Source organism: Salinicola sp. LHM (assembly GCF_034479735.1).
Taxonomy (GTDB): domain Bacteria; phylum Pseudomonadota; class Gammaproteobacteria; order Pseudomonadales; family Halomonadaceae; genus Salinicola; species Salinicola salarius.
The window spans coordinates 39,796-56,680 of sequence record NZ_CP140261.1; the positions used below are offsets into that span (position 1 = coordinate 39,796).

The 16,885-nt window shown below is 62.9% G+C and carries 17 protein-coding genes and 1 other RNA gene; 11 read left to right on the top strand and 7 right to left on the bottom strand.

What is annotated here, in order from left to right:
- Positions 1 to 6 precede the first annotated feature (6 nt).
- The gene (locus R5R73_RS00160; protein WP_071232425.1) at positions 7 to 744 is read right to left on the bottom strand and encodes a 3-deoxy-D-manno-octulosonic acid kinase; all 738 of its coding nucleotides are present in this window, start codon (positions 742 to 744) and stop codon (positions 7 to 9) included.
- A 168-nt stretch (positions 745 to 912) separates the two neighbouring features.
- Between R5R73_RS00160 and R5R73_RS00165 the strand changes: the two genes are divergently transcribed.
- The 7 genes from R5R73_RS00165 (at position 913) to R5R73_RS00195 (ending at position 7,435) form a co-directional block, all read left to right on the top strand.
- Complete coding sequence (locus R5R73_RS00165) at positions 913 to 2,058, top strand: glycosyltransferase family 4 protein (RefSeq protein WP_256961331.1); 1,146 nt, start codon at positions 913 to 915, stop codon at positions 2,056 to 2,058.
- 185 nt (positions 2,059 to 2,243) lie between these two features.
- On the top strand, positions 2,244 to 2,552 hold the full coding sequence (locus R5R73_RS00170) for an ATP-grasp fold amidoligase family protein (RefSeq protein WP_087721123.1): 309 nt from the start codon (positions 2,244 to 2,246) through the stop codon (positions 2,550 to 2,552).
- A gap of 14 nt (positions 2,553 to 2,566) precedes the next feature.
- Complete coding sequence (locus tag R5R73_RS00175) at positions 2,567 to 2,995, top strand: ATP-grasp fold amidoligase family protein (RefSeq protein ID WP_303856939.1); 429 nt, start codon at positions 2,567 to 2,569, stop codon at positions 2,993 to 2,995.
- A gap of 181 nt (positions 2,996 to 3,176) precedes the next feature.
- On the top strand, positions 3,177 to 4,286 hold the full coding sequence (locus tag R5R73_RS00180) for a glycosyltransferase family 9 protein (RefSeq protein WP_322528429.1): 1,110 nt from the start codon (positions 3,177 to 3,179) through the stop codon (positions 4,284 to 4,286).
- Positions 4,276 to 5,706 carry a bifunctional D-glycero-beta-D-manno-heptose-7-phosphate kinase/D-glycero-beta-D-manno-heptose 1-phosphate adenylyltransferase HldE gene (gene hldE / locus R5R73_RS00185; protein WP_322528430.1) on the top strand — a complete coding sequence of 477 codons (1,431 nt, stop codon included), beginning with the start codon at positions 4,276 to 4,278 and terminating at the stop codon, positions 5,704 to 5,706. Before R5R73_RS00180 ends, hldE begins: the two co-directional genes overlap by 11 nt.
- Before the next feature lie 6 nt (positions 5,707 to 5,712).
- Entirely contained in the window at positions 5,713 to 6,999 is a 1,287-nt protein-coding gene (gene waaA / locus R5R73_RS00190; protein ID WP_322528431.1) for a lipid IV(A) 3-deoxy-D-manno-octulosonic acid transferase, read from the top strand.
- Positions 7,000 to 7,111: 112 nt separating this feature from the next.
- On the top strand, positions 7,112 to 7,435 hold the full coding sequence (locus R5R73_RS00195) for a glycosyl transferase family 90 (protein WP_322528432.1): 324 nt from the start codon (positions 7,112 to 7,114) through the stop codon (positions 7,433 to 7,435).
- On the opposite strand, the gene R5R73_RS00200 is transcribed toward R5R73_RS00195, so the two are convergent.
- Entirely contained in the window at positions 7,357 to 8,304 is a 948-nt protein-coding gene (locus R5R73_RS00200) for a histone deacetylase (RefSeq protein WP_322528433.1), read from the bottom strand. The two genes, R5R73_RS00195 and R5R73_RS00200, sit on opposite strands and share 79 nt — an antisense overlap.
- 153 nt (positions 8,305 to 8,457) lie before the next feature.
- Here R5R73_RS00200 and R5R73_RS00205 point away from each other — a divergent pair, with 153 nt between their 5' ends.
- A complete protein-coding gene (locus tag R5R73_RS00205; protein ID WP_322529628.1) occupies positions 8,458 to 9,453 on the top strand; it encodes a 2-hydroxyacid dehydrogenase in 996 nt (331 codons plus the stop codon).
- Positions 9,454 to 9,568: 115 nt separating this feature from the next.
- Here the strand turns inward: R5R73_RS00205 and R5R73_RS00210 are convergent, their stop codons facing one another.
- On the bottom strand, positions 9,569 to 10,000 hold the full coding sequence (locus R5R73_RS00210; protein WP_322528434.1) for a CBS domain-containing protein: 432 nt from the start codon (positions 9,998 to 10,000) through the stop codon (positions 9,569 to 9,571).
- Between the two features lie 336 nt (positions 10,001 to 10,336).
- On the bottom strand, positions 10,337 to 11,008 hold the full coding sequence (gene rpiA / locus R5R73_RS00215) for a ribose-5-phosphate isomerase RpiA (protein ID WP_110634947.1): 672 nt from the start codon (positions 11,006 to 11,008) through the stop codon (positions 10,337 to 10,339).
- 187 nt (positions 11,009 to 11,195) lie between these two features.
- On the opposite strand from rpiA, the gene ilvA reads away from it, so the two are divergent.
- Entirely contained in the window at positions 11,196 to 12,713 is a 1,518-nt protein-coding gene (gene ilvA, locus R5R73_RS00220) for a threonine ammonia-lyase, biosynthetic (RefSeq protein ID WP_322528435.1), read from the top strand.
- 538 nt (positions 12,714 to 13,251) lie between these two features.
- On the opposite strand, the gene R5R73_RS00225 is transcribed toward ilvA, so the two are convergent.
- From R5R73_RS00225 to R5R73_RS00235, 3 genes are all read right to left on the bottom strand, one after another.
- Positions 13,252 to 13,941, bottom strand: a complete 690-nt coding sequence (locus R5R73_RS00225) for a 5-formyltetrahydrofolate cyclo-ligase (protein WP_322528436.1) — start codon at positions 13,939 to 13,941, stop codon at positions 13,252 to 13,254.
- Between the two features lie 2 nt (positions 13,942 to 13,943).
- Positions 13,944 to 14,128: non-coding RNA, 6S RNA (gene ssrS, locus R5R73_RS00230), on the bottom strand.
- A 74-nt stretch (positions 14,129 to 14,202) separates the two neighbouring features.
- On the bottom strand, positions 14,203 to 14,523 hold the full coding sequence (locus R5R73_RS00235; RefSeq protein ID WP_071232414.1) for a cell division protein ZapA: 321 nt from the start codon (positions 14,521 to 14,523) through the stop codon (positions 14,203 to 14,205).
- 270 nt (positions 14,524 to 14,793) lie between these two features.
- On the opposite strand from R5R73_RS00235, the gene R5R73_RS00240 reads away from it, so the two are divergent.
- Both R5R73_RS00240 and pepP read left to right on the top strand, forming a co-directional pair.
- The gene (locus tag R5R73_RS00240; RefSeq protein ID WP_071232495.1) at positions 14,794 to 15,426 is read left to right on the top strand and encodes a UPF0149 family protein; all 633 of its coding nucleotides are present in this window, start codon (positions 14,794 to 14,796) and stop codon (positions 15,424 to 15,426) included.
- 103 nt (positions 15,427 to 15,529) lie between these two features.
- The gene (pepP, locus tag R5R73_RS00245; protein ID WP_322528437.1) at positions 15,530 to 16,867 is read left to right on the top strand and encodes a Xaa-Pro aminopeptidase; all 1,338 of its coding nucleotides are present in this window, start codon (positions 15,530 to 15,532) and stop codon (positions 16,865 to 16,867) included.
- The last annotated feature ends 18 nt before the right edge of the window (positions 16,868 to 16,885 follow it).

A 16,885-nucleotide genomic window follows, 5' to 3' on the forward strand; every position in this document is an offset into this window, starting at 1 on the left:
GCAGGGTCAAACCTTATCGTGATCCGCCGGAACGCTCCGATAACCATCGACGAGGGCGGTGAAAAATGGTTCCGCGTTGGCGGGTGAGAAACGCAGGAGAGAGCGCTTGAGCCGTAACAGATTGCGCTGGCGCCAGGCGCCTTCCGAGCGCAATCGACAGCGGTCGAAATCTATCAGCCAAACCTTATCGTCGGCTGAAACGAGCAAATTGCGCGCATTGAGATCGACGTGGTCGAGACCGGCATCGTGAAACCGCCGAATGGTGGCGCCGACATCGGCGAGCAACCGCGGCGAGGCACTTGCCAGGCGCTCTGCCAATGCCTGGCTCTTTGTCAGGCGCTCGGTGATCAGCGCGGCGCGATAGGTGATACCGCGGCGTACCACGATGGCTGCCACCGGCGCCGGTACCGGCAGCCCCTGTTCGAACAGGGCGCGTGTCAGGCGCATTTCACGGAAGCCGCGGGTGCGCTCGAGTCCCGTCCAGAGATAGTTGGCCTGGCTGACCTTGGCCGCCATGCCGCCACGGCGATAAGGCCGCAGCACCCACTGATGGTCGTCCACCGCGAGAAACTGGCTGGCGCCGCGTCCCGGCGCCGAGCCGACCACCAGGCCGCGTTCGGCCCAGGCATCCGGGTCGAGCCACGCTTCACCGAACGCAGGTAGAATCGGCAGGTCAGGCTGAGCGAGACGCGCAGGATCGTATAAGATATGCGCGTCTCGATGATGATAGGTCGATAACGACATGACCGATCCTTGACGTTGGGCCTGGTGCGTTTGAATCGTAGCGGGCCGGCGAAAAGAGACAGAATAGACGGCAACGAGCCGCCGGGGCGCATTGTAACCGGGCAACCCCGTCACCGCATGTCGGCGTTTCACCGCCCGGGACCCATCGAACATCGCAAGGAAGCCGTCGTGACTGAAGATTCGCAAGCGCCGTTAGCCGTGATCGCCATTCGTCAGGTGGAAAAGAGTACCGGCGCCAGTCGCAACGCTTTTGAACAGTCCATCGCACTGAAAGCGCTGGGCTATCGCGTGGCGATTCTGGCCGAGCGCGGCCGGCGCGAGCTGGCGGAAGCGGCCGGCGCCGAGCTGGTTCGGCTGAAGCGCTGGCCGTTCAAAGGGCCTTTTCGGCGCTTCTGGTTCAATCGCCGGGTGCAGGCTTGGTGTCGGCGTCATCGACCAGCCATGCTGGTCAGCCATGGCGATGTCGAGACGCCCGATGTCGTCTACATGCACAACTGCGTCCATCTCGCCAGCCAGCGCATTCACGGGCGCGATCTGCCACCGGGCCATGAAGTTGCCGCGATTCACGATCACGTGCTGAAAGGCGGCAAGTTCCGCCGTTTGGCGGTCAATTCGCGCATGATGGCTAATGATTTCCGTGATCGCTATGGCATCGACGAGTCGCGAATCGAAATCAGCTACCCCGGCTACGACCCCGAGATATTCAATCTCGAGCGGGCCACGGCAGGACGCCCGGTGCGGCGACGCGAACTGGGTATCGATGACGACACCCGGCTGATCGGCCTGATCACCTCCGGCAACTTCACCAAACGCAACGTGGCGGGATTCGTCGAGATGGCGGCCGGACTGGATCAGCGCTTGCCCGGCCGGTGCCGCTTTCTGGTCGTGGGCAAGGACGACTTTTCACCCTATCAACGCCAGGCTGAACAAGCCGGCATCGCCGAACGCTTCATCTGGCGCACTACGGTCAGTGACGTCGAGACGCTCTACGGGGCGCTCGACATATTCGTTCTGCCGGCCCATATCGAAGAGTTCGGACGCGTCTCGCTCGAGGCCATGGCCTGTGGCACGCCGGTATTGCTTTCTTCGACCACTGGCGCCGCCGAGTTGCTCGAGGCTGACCACGCCGACCTGATTCTGGAAAGTCGGGATACCAAAGCCTGGGTCGATCGTCTCGAGCGGATGCTGGAGGAGCCAAGTCTCGACTCTCTGGGTACGAACCTTTCCCACCTGGTGATTGATTACTCTTATCGTCAGCAAACGGAAAAGCTGAGAAGTTCTTTCCTGTTTTTATTCAAAGATGTCTCTAGATGACTTCGCTATTACGAATTTTTGGAAGTGGCTGTTTTAAATAGATATGTGAAAGTGTTGAAAGAGAGGCTTTGTTGATATGTGGTTGGATCTTTATTGGCGAAAAAAAGCTAGGCGCTTATTAGAAGCGTATCGTCGCTTGAAGCGTAGCGACCGCCAAGAGGCAATTCGCCAATTCGAGAAACGCTTTGGCCATCCGCCCGACTTGTCCCAGTACTTGGAATGAGAAGCTCACTTGTTACAAGCTGGATGCGGATAAACCAATTTTTCGCGATCTAGCGGACAAGCTTACGGTTAGGCGGTTCGTGACCGAGCGAATTGGTAACGAACACCTGATTCCTTTGCTTGCAAGTGGTACCACATTGACGCGTGATATGTTCGATCTGTTGCCGCCTCAGTTTGTCATAAAAGCTAATCATGGCAGTGCCATGAACAAGATCGTTCGTAACAAAAGGGATGTTAACTATAAAAACTTGAAGAAAGAAACTGTTGGCTGACTCGTAATTTCTATATGGGTTCGAGAGAGACTCAGTATTGCAACATATCCCCTTTTATAGTTGTTGAAAAACTAATGCTGGATGAGAATGGAGAGATATCTAAAGATTATAAGATTCATTGCTTTGATTGCCAAGGAAATAAGCGCTTTATTGTTCAGGTGGATAGTGATCGCTTTAATGGTCATGTGCGAGACTATTACACATCTGAGTGGGAAAGAATATGTTTGACTGTGAAATACCCTAATAGCCAGAAAACCGAGTCATTAAAAAAGCCGCCGGCTTTAAATGATCTCATTAAGATTGCTGACGTGTTGTCGCAGGGCTTTTCCTATGTCAGAGTAGATCTTTATGCTATCAGTGGAAAAGTTTATTTCGGTGAGATGACTTTTACTCCGGGCAGCGGGTTTGAGCGCTTCGTGCCACATAGCATGGATGAAAAGTAGGGGGAATGGTTTGACCTGCCGCGTCAATTATCTTTGCAGACGCAAGCCGATCTGGATAGTCCCGTTCTGTAAGGCTTCGCGTACCGCTGTCGAACTTTAGTGAACGCAGGCAGCGGTCACGCTTCTTGATCAACTTCCGTTAGAATGAATGCTTTTACCCAATGGGAATTCGGTCAACCCCATGAAGCATTCTCTGCCAGAGCAGCCTCGACACATCGGCATCCTGCGCCTTTCCGCGCTGGGCGATGTCTGCAATCTGGTCCCCACGGTGCGTGCCTTGCAGCGCCAGTGGCCCGAGGCTCGCATCACCTGGATCGTCGGCAAGGCCGAGTACAGTCTGCTGGATGGGCTCGATGGCGTCGATCTCGTCGTGTACGACAAATCCACCGGGTTCAAGGGCATGCGCGAGATATGGCGCCAGCTCGCGGACGTGCGTTTCGACGTGCTGCTGCACATGCAGCAGGCGTTGCGGGCCAGCGTGCTGTCGCTGGGCCTCAAGTGCGATGTCCGCGTGGGCTACGACAAGGCGCGGGCCAAGGACTGGCAGCACTGGTTCACGCATCGCCAACTGGCGCCGAATCCACGGGCGCATGTGTTGGAGTCCTTCATGGATTTCGCACGGCTGCTGGGCGTCGAGGATACATGCCTCGACTGGTCGCTGCCGGTGCCGAAGGCCGCCTATGACGAGGCCCGCCAGTTGACCGGCGATCAGCCCTATCTGGTCATCAGCCCTTGTGCCAATCCGCGCCTGCGCAATTTCCGCAACTGGTCGGCGGAGGGCTATGCGGCGGTCATCGAGCACGCCTGGCAACGCCATGGCCTGAGAACCGTGATGAGTGGCGGCGGCAGCCCGCAGGAGCGCGACATGGGCGAGCAGATCCGGCGCTTGTGTCCCGATATCGAGATCATCGACGCCATCGGCCGCACCTCGCTCAAAGGCTTGCTGGCCCTGCTCGATCGCGCCCGCGTGGTGATCGCGCCGGATTCCGGCCCGGTTCACATGGCCAATGCGCTTGGCACACCGACGCTGGGACTGTACGCCACCACCAACCCGGATCGTGCGGCGCCGTATCTGTGGCGGGACCATGTGGTCAATCGGTACCCTGATGCCGTTCGCCGCTATCTGAAAAAGCCCATCGAGGCCGTCAGCTGGGGCACACGCGTGCGTCACGCCGATGCCATGGCGTTGATCACGCTGGACGACGTGGTCGAGCATCTGGATCGGCTGATAGCCGCAACGAGCGATACTGCCCAGGCCGAAGACGTAACGGAGCCCCCGCATGAAGATTGATCTGTCGCAACTGGAGCATGCCCGCCTGCTAGTGGTGGGTGATGTCATGCTCGATCGATATTGGCACGGCGGCACGTCACGTATTTCTCCCGAGGCGCCGGTCCCGGTGGTCAAGGTGGAAGACGCCGACGATCGCCCGGGCGGGGCGGCCAACGTGGCACTGAACATCGCTTCCCTGGGCGGGCAGGCCAGCCTGGCCGGAGTGGTCGGAGACGATGACAATGCCGGCCATCTCGAGCGCGCGCTGGAAGCCGCCAATGTGAGTGCTTACTTTCACCGCAGCGCCGACGTGCCAACGATCACCAAGCTGCGTGTCATGAGTCGCAACCAGCAGCTCATTCGTCTCGACTTCGAGTCGCCGCTGTGGAATGTCGATACCACGCCGCTGATCGAGAAGGTCCAATCGGCGTTGGGTGATGCCGATGTGGTGATCCTGTCCGACTACGGCAAAGGCAGCCTCAACCGGGTCGAGGCGTTGATCGCCGCCGCCCGGGCCGCCGGCAAGCGGGTGCTGGTCGACCCCAAGGGCAGCGATTTCAGCCGCTATCGCGGTGCCAGCGTGATCACCCCCAACCTGACCGAATTCGAGGCGATCGTCGGGCCGTGCGCCAGCGATGCCGAACTGGCCGAGAAGGGCGAGCAACTGCGGGCGACGCTGGAGCTCGAAGCGCTGCTGGTCACGCGAAGCGAACGCGGCATGACCCTGATCCGCGAGGGTCTCGCGCCGCTGCATCTGCCGACCCATGCCCGCGAAGTCTTCGACGTGACCGGTGCCGGCGATACGGTGATCGGCGTGCTGGGGCTGGCGCTGGCGGCCGGCCACGGCTTCGGCGAAGCGGTGATGCTGGCCAATCTCGCTGCCGGCCTGGTCGTGGCGAAGCCCGGCACCGCGGTGCTCTCGGTGGCGGAGCTCTACACCGCGCTTCACGGCGACAGCCTCGCCGAGTACGGCGTCATCGAGGAAAAGCCGCTCATCGGCGCGGTGCGTGCGGCTCAGGCAAGAGGCGAGCGCGTGGTGATGACCAACGGCTGCTTCGACATCCTGCACGCCGGCCACGTGGCGTATCTGGAGCAGGCCAAGCGCCTGGGCGATCGCCTGATCGTCGCGGTCAACGACGACGCCTCGGTGGCGCGGCTCAAGGGGCCCAAGCGGCCCATCAATACCCTGGCGCGCCGGGCCCAGGTGCTGGCGGGGCTGGCGGCGGTGGACTGGGTGGTTCCCTTCAGCGAGGACACGCCGGCGCGGCTGATCGAGGCGATCCTGCCGGACCGGTTGGTCAAGGGCGGCGACTATCGCCCCGAGGATATCGCCGGCGGCGAAGCGGTCATCGCCAACGGCGGTGAAGTGCTGGTGCTGGGCTTCGAGGATGGTGTGTCGACCACCACCATGATCGACACCATTCTCGACCGCGAGCGCTGAGCCGCGGTGCGTTCCCGTTCCGGACGATCGTCGCGACTCGCGCGCTGGCTCTACTCGCTGACGATCACGCTGCTCTCGCCCCTGATATGGTGGCGGGTATGGCGTGAGTGGGCGCCCACTTACAAGCGCCGAGAACGTCTGGGTTTCATTCAGGTCAGCGGGAGCCGCCCGCGTCTCTGGCTGCACGCAGCCTCGGTGGGGGAAGTCGTCACGGCAACGCCTCTGATCCGGGCGTTGCTGGAGGATCATCCGGATCACGACCTCGTCATCACGACCATGACCGCCACGGGCGCCGAACGTGTCCGCCAGACGTTCGGCGATCGAGTTACTCACCATTTTCTCCCGCTGGACTTTCCCGGTAGCGCGCGGCGCTTCATCGCGCGGTTGAATCCACGCCTCGCGATCATCGCCGAGACCGAGCTCTGGCCCAATCTGCTGGCGGCCTGTCAACGGCGGAACGTGCCGGTGGTGATCGCCAACGGTCGCTTGAGTGCGGGCGCCTTTCGCCTCTATCAGCGCTTCGGCGCGCTGAGCCGAGGCATGCTCGAAACGATCGCCTGGATCGGTGCCAAGTCGGCGCTGGATGCGGATCGTTTCGTCGAGCTGGGTGCGCCATCGGCACGAGTGGCCGTCACCGGGGCGTTGAAGTTCGACCTCGACGTGGACGAAGCGACTCGGCAGGCCAGCCGGCAATTGCGGGCAAGCTGGGGGCCGCGGCCGGTCTGGATCGCGGGCTCCACCCATCCGGGCGAGGAGGAGCAGGCGTTGATCGCTCACGCCGCGCTCAGGCGCCGCTTCCCGGACGCGCTGTTGATCCTGGTGCCACGCCATCCGCAGCGTTTCGACGAAGTGAATGCTCACTGTCTCGAGGCGGGCGAGCGGGTGCAGCGTCTGAGCGCCGGTCCTGCGCTGACCGCTTCGACGACCCTGCTGCTGGGCGACACCATGGGCGATCTGATGAAGCTCTACGGCTGCGCGGATGTGGCCTTCGTGGGCGGATCGCTTGCGCCGATCGGCGGGCATAACCTGCTCGAGCCGGCGGCGCTGGGCGTTGCCGTGGTCAGCGGCCCCCATCTGGACAATCTGCGCGAGATCGCCGATACCCTGGCGCAGAGCGATGCGCGGGTTCAGGTCGAAAACGGCCAGGCGCTGGGAGAGACCCTCGTGGCCCTGCTGAGTGACGACGCGCATCGTCACGAGCTGGGCGAAGCGGGGCGAGCGGTCGTGGCCGCCAATCGCGGTGCGCTGGCACGAACGCGAGCAAAGATCGCTGCACTTCTGAACGATTCGTAACGTTATCCAGGGGAATCACCGAAGGCTTGGTCTGTCAGAAAAAAGCTCGGCCTGTCAGAAGCGTGTCAGATATGACTGCGACACTCTTCCCAGGGCTCGGACCTTTTGGCTGATGGATGTTCCCGTATGTATCTTCGCCCGGTTCAGGGAAGGCACGCTCGAGCCCTACGTCCACTACGTGCCGCTGGCCGATGACTGCAGCGATCTGGAAGCCAAGATGGATTACTACACCGCTCATCCCGACGAGGCGGAGGCGATCGTGCGCAATGCCAACGCGCACGGGGCACAGTTTCTCGACCCGCGTCGCGAACGGCTGATTTCGCTGCTGGTGATGCACAAGTACTTCGTGCTTTCCGGTCAGTTCGCCGCTGAGCCCTCGCCGCTACGGCTGGACTCGGGGTTCAGCGCCAATGCGGCGAGAAACAACTGGGCATGACGATCCGCCAGTGCCTTGAGATCGCGGTCGTAGCCCCCTCCGATGACGGCGGCAACGGGAATGCCCAGGTCGCGACACCGCGCGAGGACGAACCGGTCCCGGCGGAAAAGACCCTCGGTACTCAGCGAGAAATGCCCCAGCCGATCACCGGCGTGCACGTCGGCGCCAGCATCGAACAGCACGAACTGCGGCCGGAAATCGCTCAGGATCGGATCGAGTTCCCGGGCGAGGCAGCGCAGGTAGGCGTCGTCGCCGGTTCCCTTGGGTAGCGCGACGTCGCGATCGCTCTGGACTTTCTCGAAGGGGAAGTTGGCCTCGCCATGGATCGAGAACGTGAAGACTCTCGGTTCATGGCGGAAGATCCAGGCGGTGCCGTCGCCCTGATGGACATCGCAGTCGACGATCAGAATCCGCTCGAGACGATGTTCGGCCAGCAGGCCATGTGCCGCGACCGCCAGGTCGTTGAGCAGACAGTAGCCGCTGGCACGATCGGCATAGGCGTGGTGGGTGCCGCCAGCGCTGTTGAGCGCCAGGCCGGTTTCCAGCGCCGTCTCCACGGTGGCCAGCGTGCCGCCCACTTCCAGCAAGGTGCGTTCGACCAGCGCCGGCGACCAGGGAAAGCCGCTGGGCGTGCGTCGGGTGGTCGCGATTTCGCCCAGGTAGAATCGCTGCAGGTAATCTGCGGTATGAGTGCGCAGTAGCGCTTTGCTACTCGCCGGGCGCGGCGTCATCCAGCGAACCTCGTCGAGAGCGTCGAACCCCAGCGTCGACAGGCGCTCCCGCAGGGCGCGAAACTTCGCCATCGGGAACGGGTGCCGCTCGGGCCATTCGCAGCTGTAACCGGGGTGGTGGATGATCGGCAGGGTCACGATATCTCCTGTGGGTGCGGCGACTGGTCTCTGGTGGCGATGCGGGAATTCGCTACGCTAGGGTCTGTTGACGTTCCAGCGCAAACCGCGTTGCTGCGCGTGAAATGCCAACCGACCCTAGGGAAAGATTCCTGCCGCTGCGAGTGTGATGTGATGCGAATTACGGTCTACAGTGCCCAGCCCTACGATCGTCGCTTCTTCGACGAGATCCGAGAGTCCCGCTTTGCCGATGCCGGCCTCGAGTGGCTCTATCAGACGGCCAGCCTCGAGGCCGGCACCGTGGCGCTGGCGGAAGGCAGCGATGCCGTCTGCGTGTTCGTCAACGACTGCCTCGATGCCGAGGTGATCGAGGCACTGGCCGCACTGGGCATCCGGGCCATCGTGCTGCGCTGCGCCGGCTTCAACAATGTCGATCTCGATGCCGCTCATCGGCTTGGCCTGTTCGTGGCGCGCGTGCCGGCCTACTCGCCGGAAGCGGTGGCCGAGCACGCGCTGGCGATGATCATGACGCTTAACCGCAAGACCCACCGGGCATTCAATCGCGTGCGCGAGGGCAATTTCGCCCTCGATGGCCTGCTGGGTGTAACGCTCCACGGCAAGACGGCGGGCGTGGTCGGCACCGGTCGCATCGGCCTGTGCATGGCGCGCATTCTCAAGGGGCTCGGCTGCGAGGTGCTGGGCTACGACCCCTATCCAAGCGATGCCTTTCCTGCCTACGGGGAGATGGTGCCGCTGGAGGCCCTGCTGGCCCGCTCCGATATCGTCTCGCTGCACTGCCCGCTGACCGAGCAGACGCATCACTTGATCGACGCCGATGCGCTGGCGGCGATGAAGCCCGGCGCGATGCTGGTCAATACCTCGCGCGGGGCGCTGATCGATACGCCGGCGGTGATTGCCGCGCTCAAGTCGCGTCAGTTGGGCGCGCTGGCGATCGATGTCTACGAGCAGGAGAGCGAACTGTTCTTCCGCGACCATTCGGCGGAGATCATCGACGACGATATCTTCGCCCGCCTGACGAGTTTCCCCAACGTGCTGATCACCGGCCACCAGGGCTTCTTCACCGTCGAGGCGCTGCGCGAGATTGCACAGGTGACCTGCGCCAACCTGGTCGCCTTCGCCGAAGGCATCGACTGCCCCAATCGGCTCTAGGGCAACCATAGGGCAACCATAGGGCAACCATAGGGCAATCATAGGGCAATCATAGGGCAATCATAGGGCAGCTATCCGGACTCGCGGCTGCCCGACGCTTACGCGCGAAAGGCTATCACGCTTCGAGCAGGTTCACGGCCAAGCGGACGAAGTCCACCGAGGACAGGATGCCGACCAGGCGGCCGTCGTCGACGACAGGCAGGGCGCCCTGTCTATGGGAAAGCAGTCGCTGTCCTGCCTCGATAAGAGGCGTATCGATGGGCAGTGTCAGAAAATCCTGATGGATGACATCCGCAAGCGGGACCTGCTTGAGGTAATGGTCCAGGCGGTGCGTGCCATGGTCATTGGCAATCCTTAAGGCTTCCCGCAATACGACCTTCTGGTCGAGCAAGCCTGCCAGCTGGTCCTGTTCATCCAGCACCGGCACATGACGTATCTTGTGCTCCCGCATCAACTCATTGCCGTCGAAAAGCGTTTGTTCCAGACGCAATGTCACGACATTGTGGCTCATGATGTCGGCTACTGAGCCGAGTTTGGCGGTCGTCATATGGGGGTCCTCTGATCGAAGTCGGGCCTGAAGGACCAGGCCCCTCAGGCAGTCACGCCATCGATATCGACGATGGCCAGGACGACGGAGCCAGTATTCGAACGCCACGCCCCGGATCGAGTCCCGAGCCGGGCCTGGTCGAGACCGGGTGGTCAACACAAGGTCGGTCAAAACAGGGCTGCCGGAGCACGAGGATACTGGCCGTCGCCAGTATATCGGCCGGGAGGGCCATAATTTGATCCCATACGACCTGGATTCTGTGCCGCTGTGATCCTGTGCCGCGTTGATCCTGTGTCGTTTAGACCTAGCAACGCGCTCGGCCGGGGCCCGGTGGTCTCAGCGGGTGAAGCGCTCGACACCGTTTGCGCCACCGAGCAGCAGCACGTCGGCCGGGCGGCGGGCGAACAGGCCGTTGGTGACCACGCCGACGATAGCGTCCAGCGCCGTTTCCATCGCTTCCGGCTCGTCGAACAGCTTGTCGTAGCCGTCGAGAATGCGGTTGCCGTTGTCGGTCAGCACGCCGTCGCGATAGACCGGGGTGATGCCCAGCTTGACCATCTCGCGGGCAACGTAGGAGCGCGCCATGGGAATGACTTCGACCGGCAGCGGGAATCCGCCCAGCACTTCGACCCGCTTGCTGGCATCGGCGATGCAGATGAAGCGTTCGGCGCAGGCGGCGACGATCTTCTCGCGCGTCAGCGCCGCGCCGCCGCCCTTGATCATGCGCAGCCTGGCGTCGATCTCGTCGGCGCCATCGACATAGACCGGCACCGTACCGACATGATTGAGCTCCAGCACGTCGATGCCGTGGGACTTCAGCCGCGTGGCGGTCGCTTCCGAGCTGGCCACTGCGCCGCGAAAATCGTGCCGACGCGTCGCCAGCAGATCGATGAAGTGATTGGCCGTGGAGCCCGTGCCCACGCCGATCACTGCGTCGGGCGTCAGAAGGTTGTCGATGTCTTCGAGGGCAGCGGCAGCGACGGCGCGCTTGAGATCGTCCTGAGTCATGTCGGTTCCGGCAGGCTGAAAGGAAGTTCGAGGCATTCGCTCGGCCGATAGTATAGGGCAAGCGCTTATCGCTGCCGATGGCGCTGGACGCTCGGGGCTGGCGTCTGCTAACAATACGGGTCCACTATAACCCGTCGTTTTCGAGGCGGGAGCGCTGCACCCCAGCTGTTCGCCAGGACATACCCGAATGCAACTCGAAGATATCGTCAAGAAGATCCTCCAGGCCCGCGTCTACGAGGCGGCCCGGGAGACCCCGATTTCCCCGCTACCTGCCCTTTCTCGCCGCTTCTCCAACCGTATTCTGATCAAGCGCGAAGACCTGCAGCCGGTCTTTTCGTTCAAGATTCGCGGTGCCTACAACAAGATGGCGCAACTGAGCGATGAGCAGAAGGCCAAGGGGGTGATCGCCGCCTCCGCCGGTAACCACGCCCAGGGCCTGGCGATGGCGGCGAAGCAGATGGGGGTCAAGGCCGTCATCGTGATGCCCCGTGTCACGCCGGATATCAAGGTGTCCGCGGTGCGCGGCTGGGGGGCCAAGGTGGTGCTCCGGGGCGATGCCTTCGGCGAAGCGTTGAGCCACGCCCGAGAGTTGATCGCCGAGCATGGCTATACCTACATTCCGCCCTACGACGATTTCGATGTGATCGCCGGCCAGGGCACCGTGGCCATGGAGATTCTGCGCCAGCACTCCGGTCGGCTCGACGCGATCTTCGTGCCGGTGGGCGGCGGTGGCCTGCTGGCCGGTGTCGCGGCCTATATCAAGTATCTGCGCCCGGAGGTCAAGGTGTTCGGCGTCGAGGCCGAAGACTCCGCCTGCCTCAAGGCGGCATTGGAAGCCGGGGAGCGGGTGACGCTGGATCAGGTCGGCGTGTTTGCCGAAGGGGTCGCGGTGGCCCAGATCGGCGAGGCGCCGTTCGAGATCCTGCGCCATCACGTCGATGGCGTGATCACCGTCAACACCGATGAGATGTGTGCCGCGGTCAAGGACATCTTCGATGATACGCGGGCCGTGTCGGAGACCTCCGGCGCGCTTTCGCTGGCGGGGTTGAAGAAATACGTGCAGCAGACCCAGGCGCGGGATCAGGCGCTGATGTGCATCAATTCCGGCGCCAACATCAATTTCGACCGTCTGCAGCACGTCGCCGAGCGTACCGAGCTGGGCGAACAGCGCGAGGCGATTCTGGCGGTGCAGATTCCCGAACGGCCAGGCAGCTTCAAGCAGTTCTGCCGCGTGATCGGCCGGCGGATGGTCACCGAGTTCAACTATCGCTACGCCGATCCCGAAGGCGCGCACATCTTCGTCGGCGTGCAGGTCAAGCCGGGCGGGGAGGATCGCGAGGAGGTCATTCGCCGGCTGCGCGAGGCGGACTATCCGGTCGAGGATCTCACCGACAACGAGCTAGCCAAGCTCCACATTCGCCATCTGGGCGGCGGTCGGCCCAGGGAACGCTTCGAGGAAGAGGCCTATCGCTTCGAGTTCCCCGAGCGCCCCGGTGCGCTGATGAACTTCCTTACTCACTTGCCGGCGGACTGGAACATCTCGCTGTTCCACTATCGCAACCACGGCGCCGCCTACGGCCGGGTGCTGGTCGGGTTGCAGATGCCCAATGGTGACCGCGCCCATGCCGAGGAGCATTTCGACCGGATCGGCTATCGCTACTGGAAAGAGACCGATAATACGGCTTACCGGATGTTCATGGCGTAGACCCGTGGAGACCACAGCGATAAGCCATCGACCGTCAGTGCTCATCACGGAATCGGGCAATGGCTTCGCGCAGAGTCTCGAGTCGTTGCAAAAGGTTGAAATGGACGCTGAAAGTGCCTGAAATCCAATTCAGCCTTTTTGTGTAAATGCCGATACTGTTGGGTAACGAAAAAGGTGTCATCTGGGCCGGAAACGCTCTTGTCAAGATTTTGGCCTGACCCTATAGTCGTGCGCGTCGCTGCGGGGGGCAGCGGCCGAACCCAACGCAGCGGAGTCGACATGAAACGCAAGCCCGACTTGGTAATGGCATTGGTATTGATCTTCGGTGTGGGCGTGGTGGCAACGGGCTACGCGCAGACATTGCTGGGCGCCTGAGGCCCGTAATCACTCGAGATCGTCTGGCGCATGGCCGCCAGGCTGTCATCGTGTGACGAAGAGAGCGAGGCCATGGGGTGTGGCTGGAGACGGCCGGTAGCGGAAACGCTGCCGGCCGTCGTCGTTTGCGGGGTTGGCCTGGCCTCTCGAGCGTCGCCGATCCTCAGCGTCCTGGCTTGACGATCCGCCGGTCGCTGACGATCGCATCCAGCGGCACATCCCAACTGGCCACGGGTAGCGAGCCGACGCGCTGGCAGTCGTGGGCGAGCCCGATCAGGCGCGGCCTGGGGCGCCGGTGACGGACGAAGGCAAAAGTGCGGTCGTAGAAACCGCCCCCCATGCCGATCCGCTGGCCGTCGTCGTCGAATCCCACCAACGGCAGCAGAACCATATCCAGCGCCCAGGCCGGCAGCCGGTTGGCGCGATGGGCGCCGAAGCGGGTATCCGGCTCGGCGATGCCGAAGCGATTTCGCGTCATCCGCGTGCCGGCGTGATAGCGCACGAACCACAGCCGGTTGTCGGATAGCGGGCGCAGTACCGGGAGATAGACATGTGCGCGGCGGGCAACCAGCCAGTCGATCAGCGGTCGCGGATCGATCTCGCCATCGTTGGGCAGATACAGCGCCACGCGTCGAGCGCGCTGCAGCTCGGGCAGGCCTCTGAGGCGGCGACAGAGTTCGCGGGAAGCCAGGCGTCGTTGATGCGGGGTCAGGGCGCGTCGGCGTCGACGCAGTTCGCGACGCAGCTCGCGTCTATCGAGGCTGCCACTGGCGTTCGACTCGCCGATCGGCGATGTCGTGGCGGTCCTGGCAGATTCGGTGGTGATCGTTGCGGTGGTCATCTTGAACGACAAGAGAGTTCCCCAGAGTGCCGCTGTCATTCTGGCCCTGAACCTATTGGTTCAAGGTGGGTGGCCGCAGGCAAGCCTTCAGGCTTTCCGTCGCGCGGACATGCACACGGGCCTGCCTAGCATTTGGCCCCCTGGGTACTGCGCATAGGCTCGAGGGACTTGTAATGACTGGCGCACACTCCAGGAAACCCCACTATCGTAGCAGAGCGACTCTTTTTGCCCAATGACGGATTGAGGTACTCGGGAAAGTTTTAGGGGAAAGCTTCAGGGGGAAGGGGTCTTCTGATCGGGTTCGCCCACCTTGGCCAGCGCGCGTTCGAGCCTCTCGCTCAGGTCGCTCAGGCTCTGTTCGCCGGCACGATGAGAGTCCAGCGCCGTCAGCAGCTCATGGGTGATATTGAGCGCCGCCATGATCGCGATCTTCTCGGCGCCCAGCACCTTGCCGCGGGCATGGATGCCGTGCATGGCGCGATCCAGATAGCGAGCCGAGCGTTTCAGCTGCTCCTGTTCTTCCGGCGGGCAAGCGATCACGTAGGATTTGCCCAGCAGGGTGACTTCGGTCGTCGGGCGAGGCGTGTCGCTCATGATGTCGCTCCGGGGTGGGCGGTGAAGATCGATGCGGTAAGATGGCAGGCATTCGCGTCGCGGGCCGAGCGGCCATCGCCAGGATTCGGCACGCTGCCTGCGGTCGGTGATCGGCCAGGCCGGGAACGGGTTCGAAGCCTCAGTCGCTTTGCCACCGCGATTGATCCGTCACTATAGAGAGCCGATTATGGGCGGTCAACGCGACGCGCAGCCTCGGCTGCCGCGCTGCTTGCCTGCAAACGCTCGCGATCACCAATCATGGATGCCGACATGTCGATCATCAACGACCAGCTCGATTTTTCCACCGTCGCCAATGTCTTTCTCGTGCATGGCAGCCTGCAGTCACCGGCGTTTCTCGACGGGCGTCTGTGCGCCGAGCTGGGCCTGCACGACGTGAGCGCGGAGCGCTGGCTGGAGGAAGTCTGTCTGGCGCTCAACGTCGAGCAGCCGGAAAGCCGCGACGATGCCGACGTGCTGCTGGGCTGGCGCCGCCAGACGCTGGATGCCCTGTCCGCCGCCGAGCTCAACTTCGAACCGCTGTTGCCGGACGAGCTGTTTGCGCTCTCCGAGCGGGCCCAGGGCCTCAAGGAGTGGACGCAAGGCTTTCTCGAAGTCGTCAACGAAGTGGATGGCGAGACCTACGAGGGCTGGTCGTCGCCCCTGAAGGAAGCGTTGGAGGATCTCGGCCAGCTGTCGGCGATCGATGTCGATATCGCCGACGATCCCGAGAACGAGAATGATCTCTTCGCGCTGACCGAGCACGCCCGCATGGCGGCGATGCTGCTCTATACCGAGCAGCACCCCGGCCAGCCCCAGGTGGAACAGCCGGAAGGCGAGCAGGCCGAGACCGAAGCTGGCAAGGCCGCCGCCAATGACGGTGAAACGCCGCCGTCGCTGCATTGAATCGCTCGCGCCTCGGCATCCGCTGCCCGAGGCACGACGTCGAACAACGCCCACACTCCAGGCGTCTCCTGCGGATTCGAGGCGCAATGATCAAGGAGAACGCATGTTACCCGAGCCGTTACCGCGCCCCGCGCCGATCTCGACGGAAGAGTTTGCCGCTCGCCGCGAACGCCTGATGGCGGAGCTGCCGGAAAGCAGCGCCGTGCTGCTGCCGGGCGCCGCGCTCAAGACGCGCAACCACGACAGCGAATACCCGTTTCGCCAGAACAGCGATTTCCACTATCTCTGCGGCTTTCCCGAGCCCGACGCGCTGCTGCTGCTGTTGCCCGGCCGTGAAGCCGGCGAAGCCATTCTCTACTGCCAGGAGAAGGATCCTGAAAAGGAGGCCTGGACCGGCATTCGCATCGGCCCCGAAGGTGCCGTGAGCGACTACGGCATGGACGAGGCATTCGACAATACCCAGCGTTATAACCTGACCGAGCTGCTGGACGGCCGGCAGACCCTCTACCTGCCGCTGGCGGACAGCGCTGCCATGGGCATCGCCGAGAGCGTGCGCAGCCAATTGAGCGCACGAGCGCGGCGCGGAGCGATTGCTCCCACTCGATTCGCCGATGTCAGCGCCCTGATCCACGAACTCCGCCTGACCAAGAGCGAGGCCGAACTGGCGCTGATGCGGCATGCGGCACACATCAGCGCGCTGGCGCACCGTCGCGCCATGTGTGCCAGTCGCCCCGGCCGCTTCGAGTATCAACTGCAGGCCGAGATCGAGCACGAATTCGTCTGGCACGGCGCCCGGGCGCCCGCCTACGGCACCATCGTCGGCGGCGGTGCCAACGCCTGCGTGCTGCACTATATCGAGAACGCCGCGCCGCTCGAGGATGGCGATCTGGTGCTGATCGACGCCGGCGGCGAGTTCGATCTCTACGCTGGCGACATCACCCGCACGTTCCCGGTCAACGGTCGTTTCAGCGAGGCCCAGCGGGCGCTCTACGACATCGTGCTGGCGGCCGAGGAGCGTGCCGTGGCCGCGGTGAAGCCTGGTGCCACGCTGGAAGCCATTCATCAGGGCGTGGTGCGCGATCTCACCGCGGGCCTGATCGAACTCGGGCTGCTGGAAGGCGAGCTGGAAGCCTGCATCGAATCCCAGCGTTACAAGCGCTTCTATCTCCACTCGACCTCGCACTGGCTGGGGCTCGACGTTCATGACGTCGGCAGCTATCGGGTCGATGGCGAGCCTCGACCGCTGGAGCCGGGCATGGTGCTGACGATCGAGCCTGGGCTGTATATCCCTGATGCCGAAGACATTCCGGCGGCGTATCGCGGCATCGGCATTCGAATCGAGGACGACGTGATCGTCACCGAGGCCGGCGGCGAGGTGCTGACCTCGCAGGTACCCAAGGCGGCGGATGACATCGAAGCGCTGATGCAAGGCCAAGGTTGATCGTTTTTTGATCAGTCT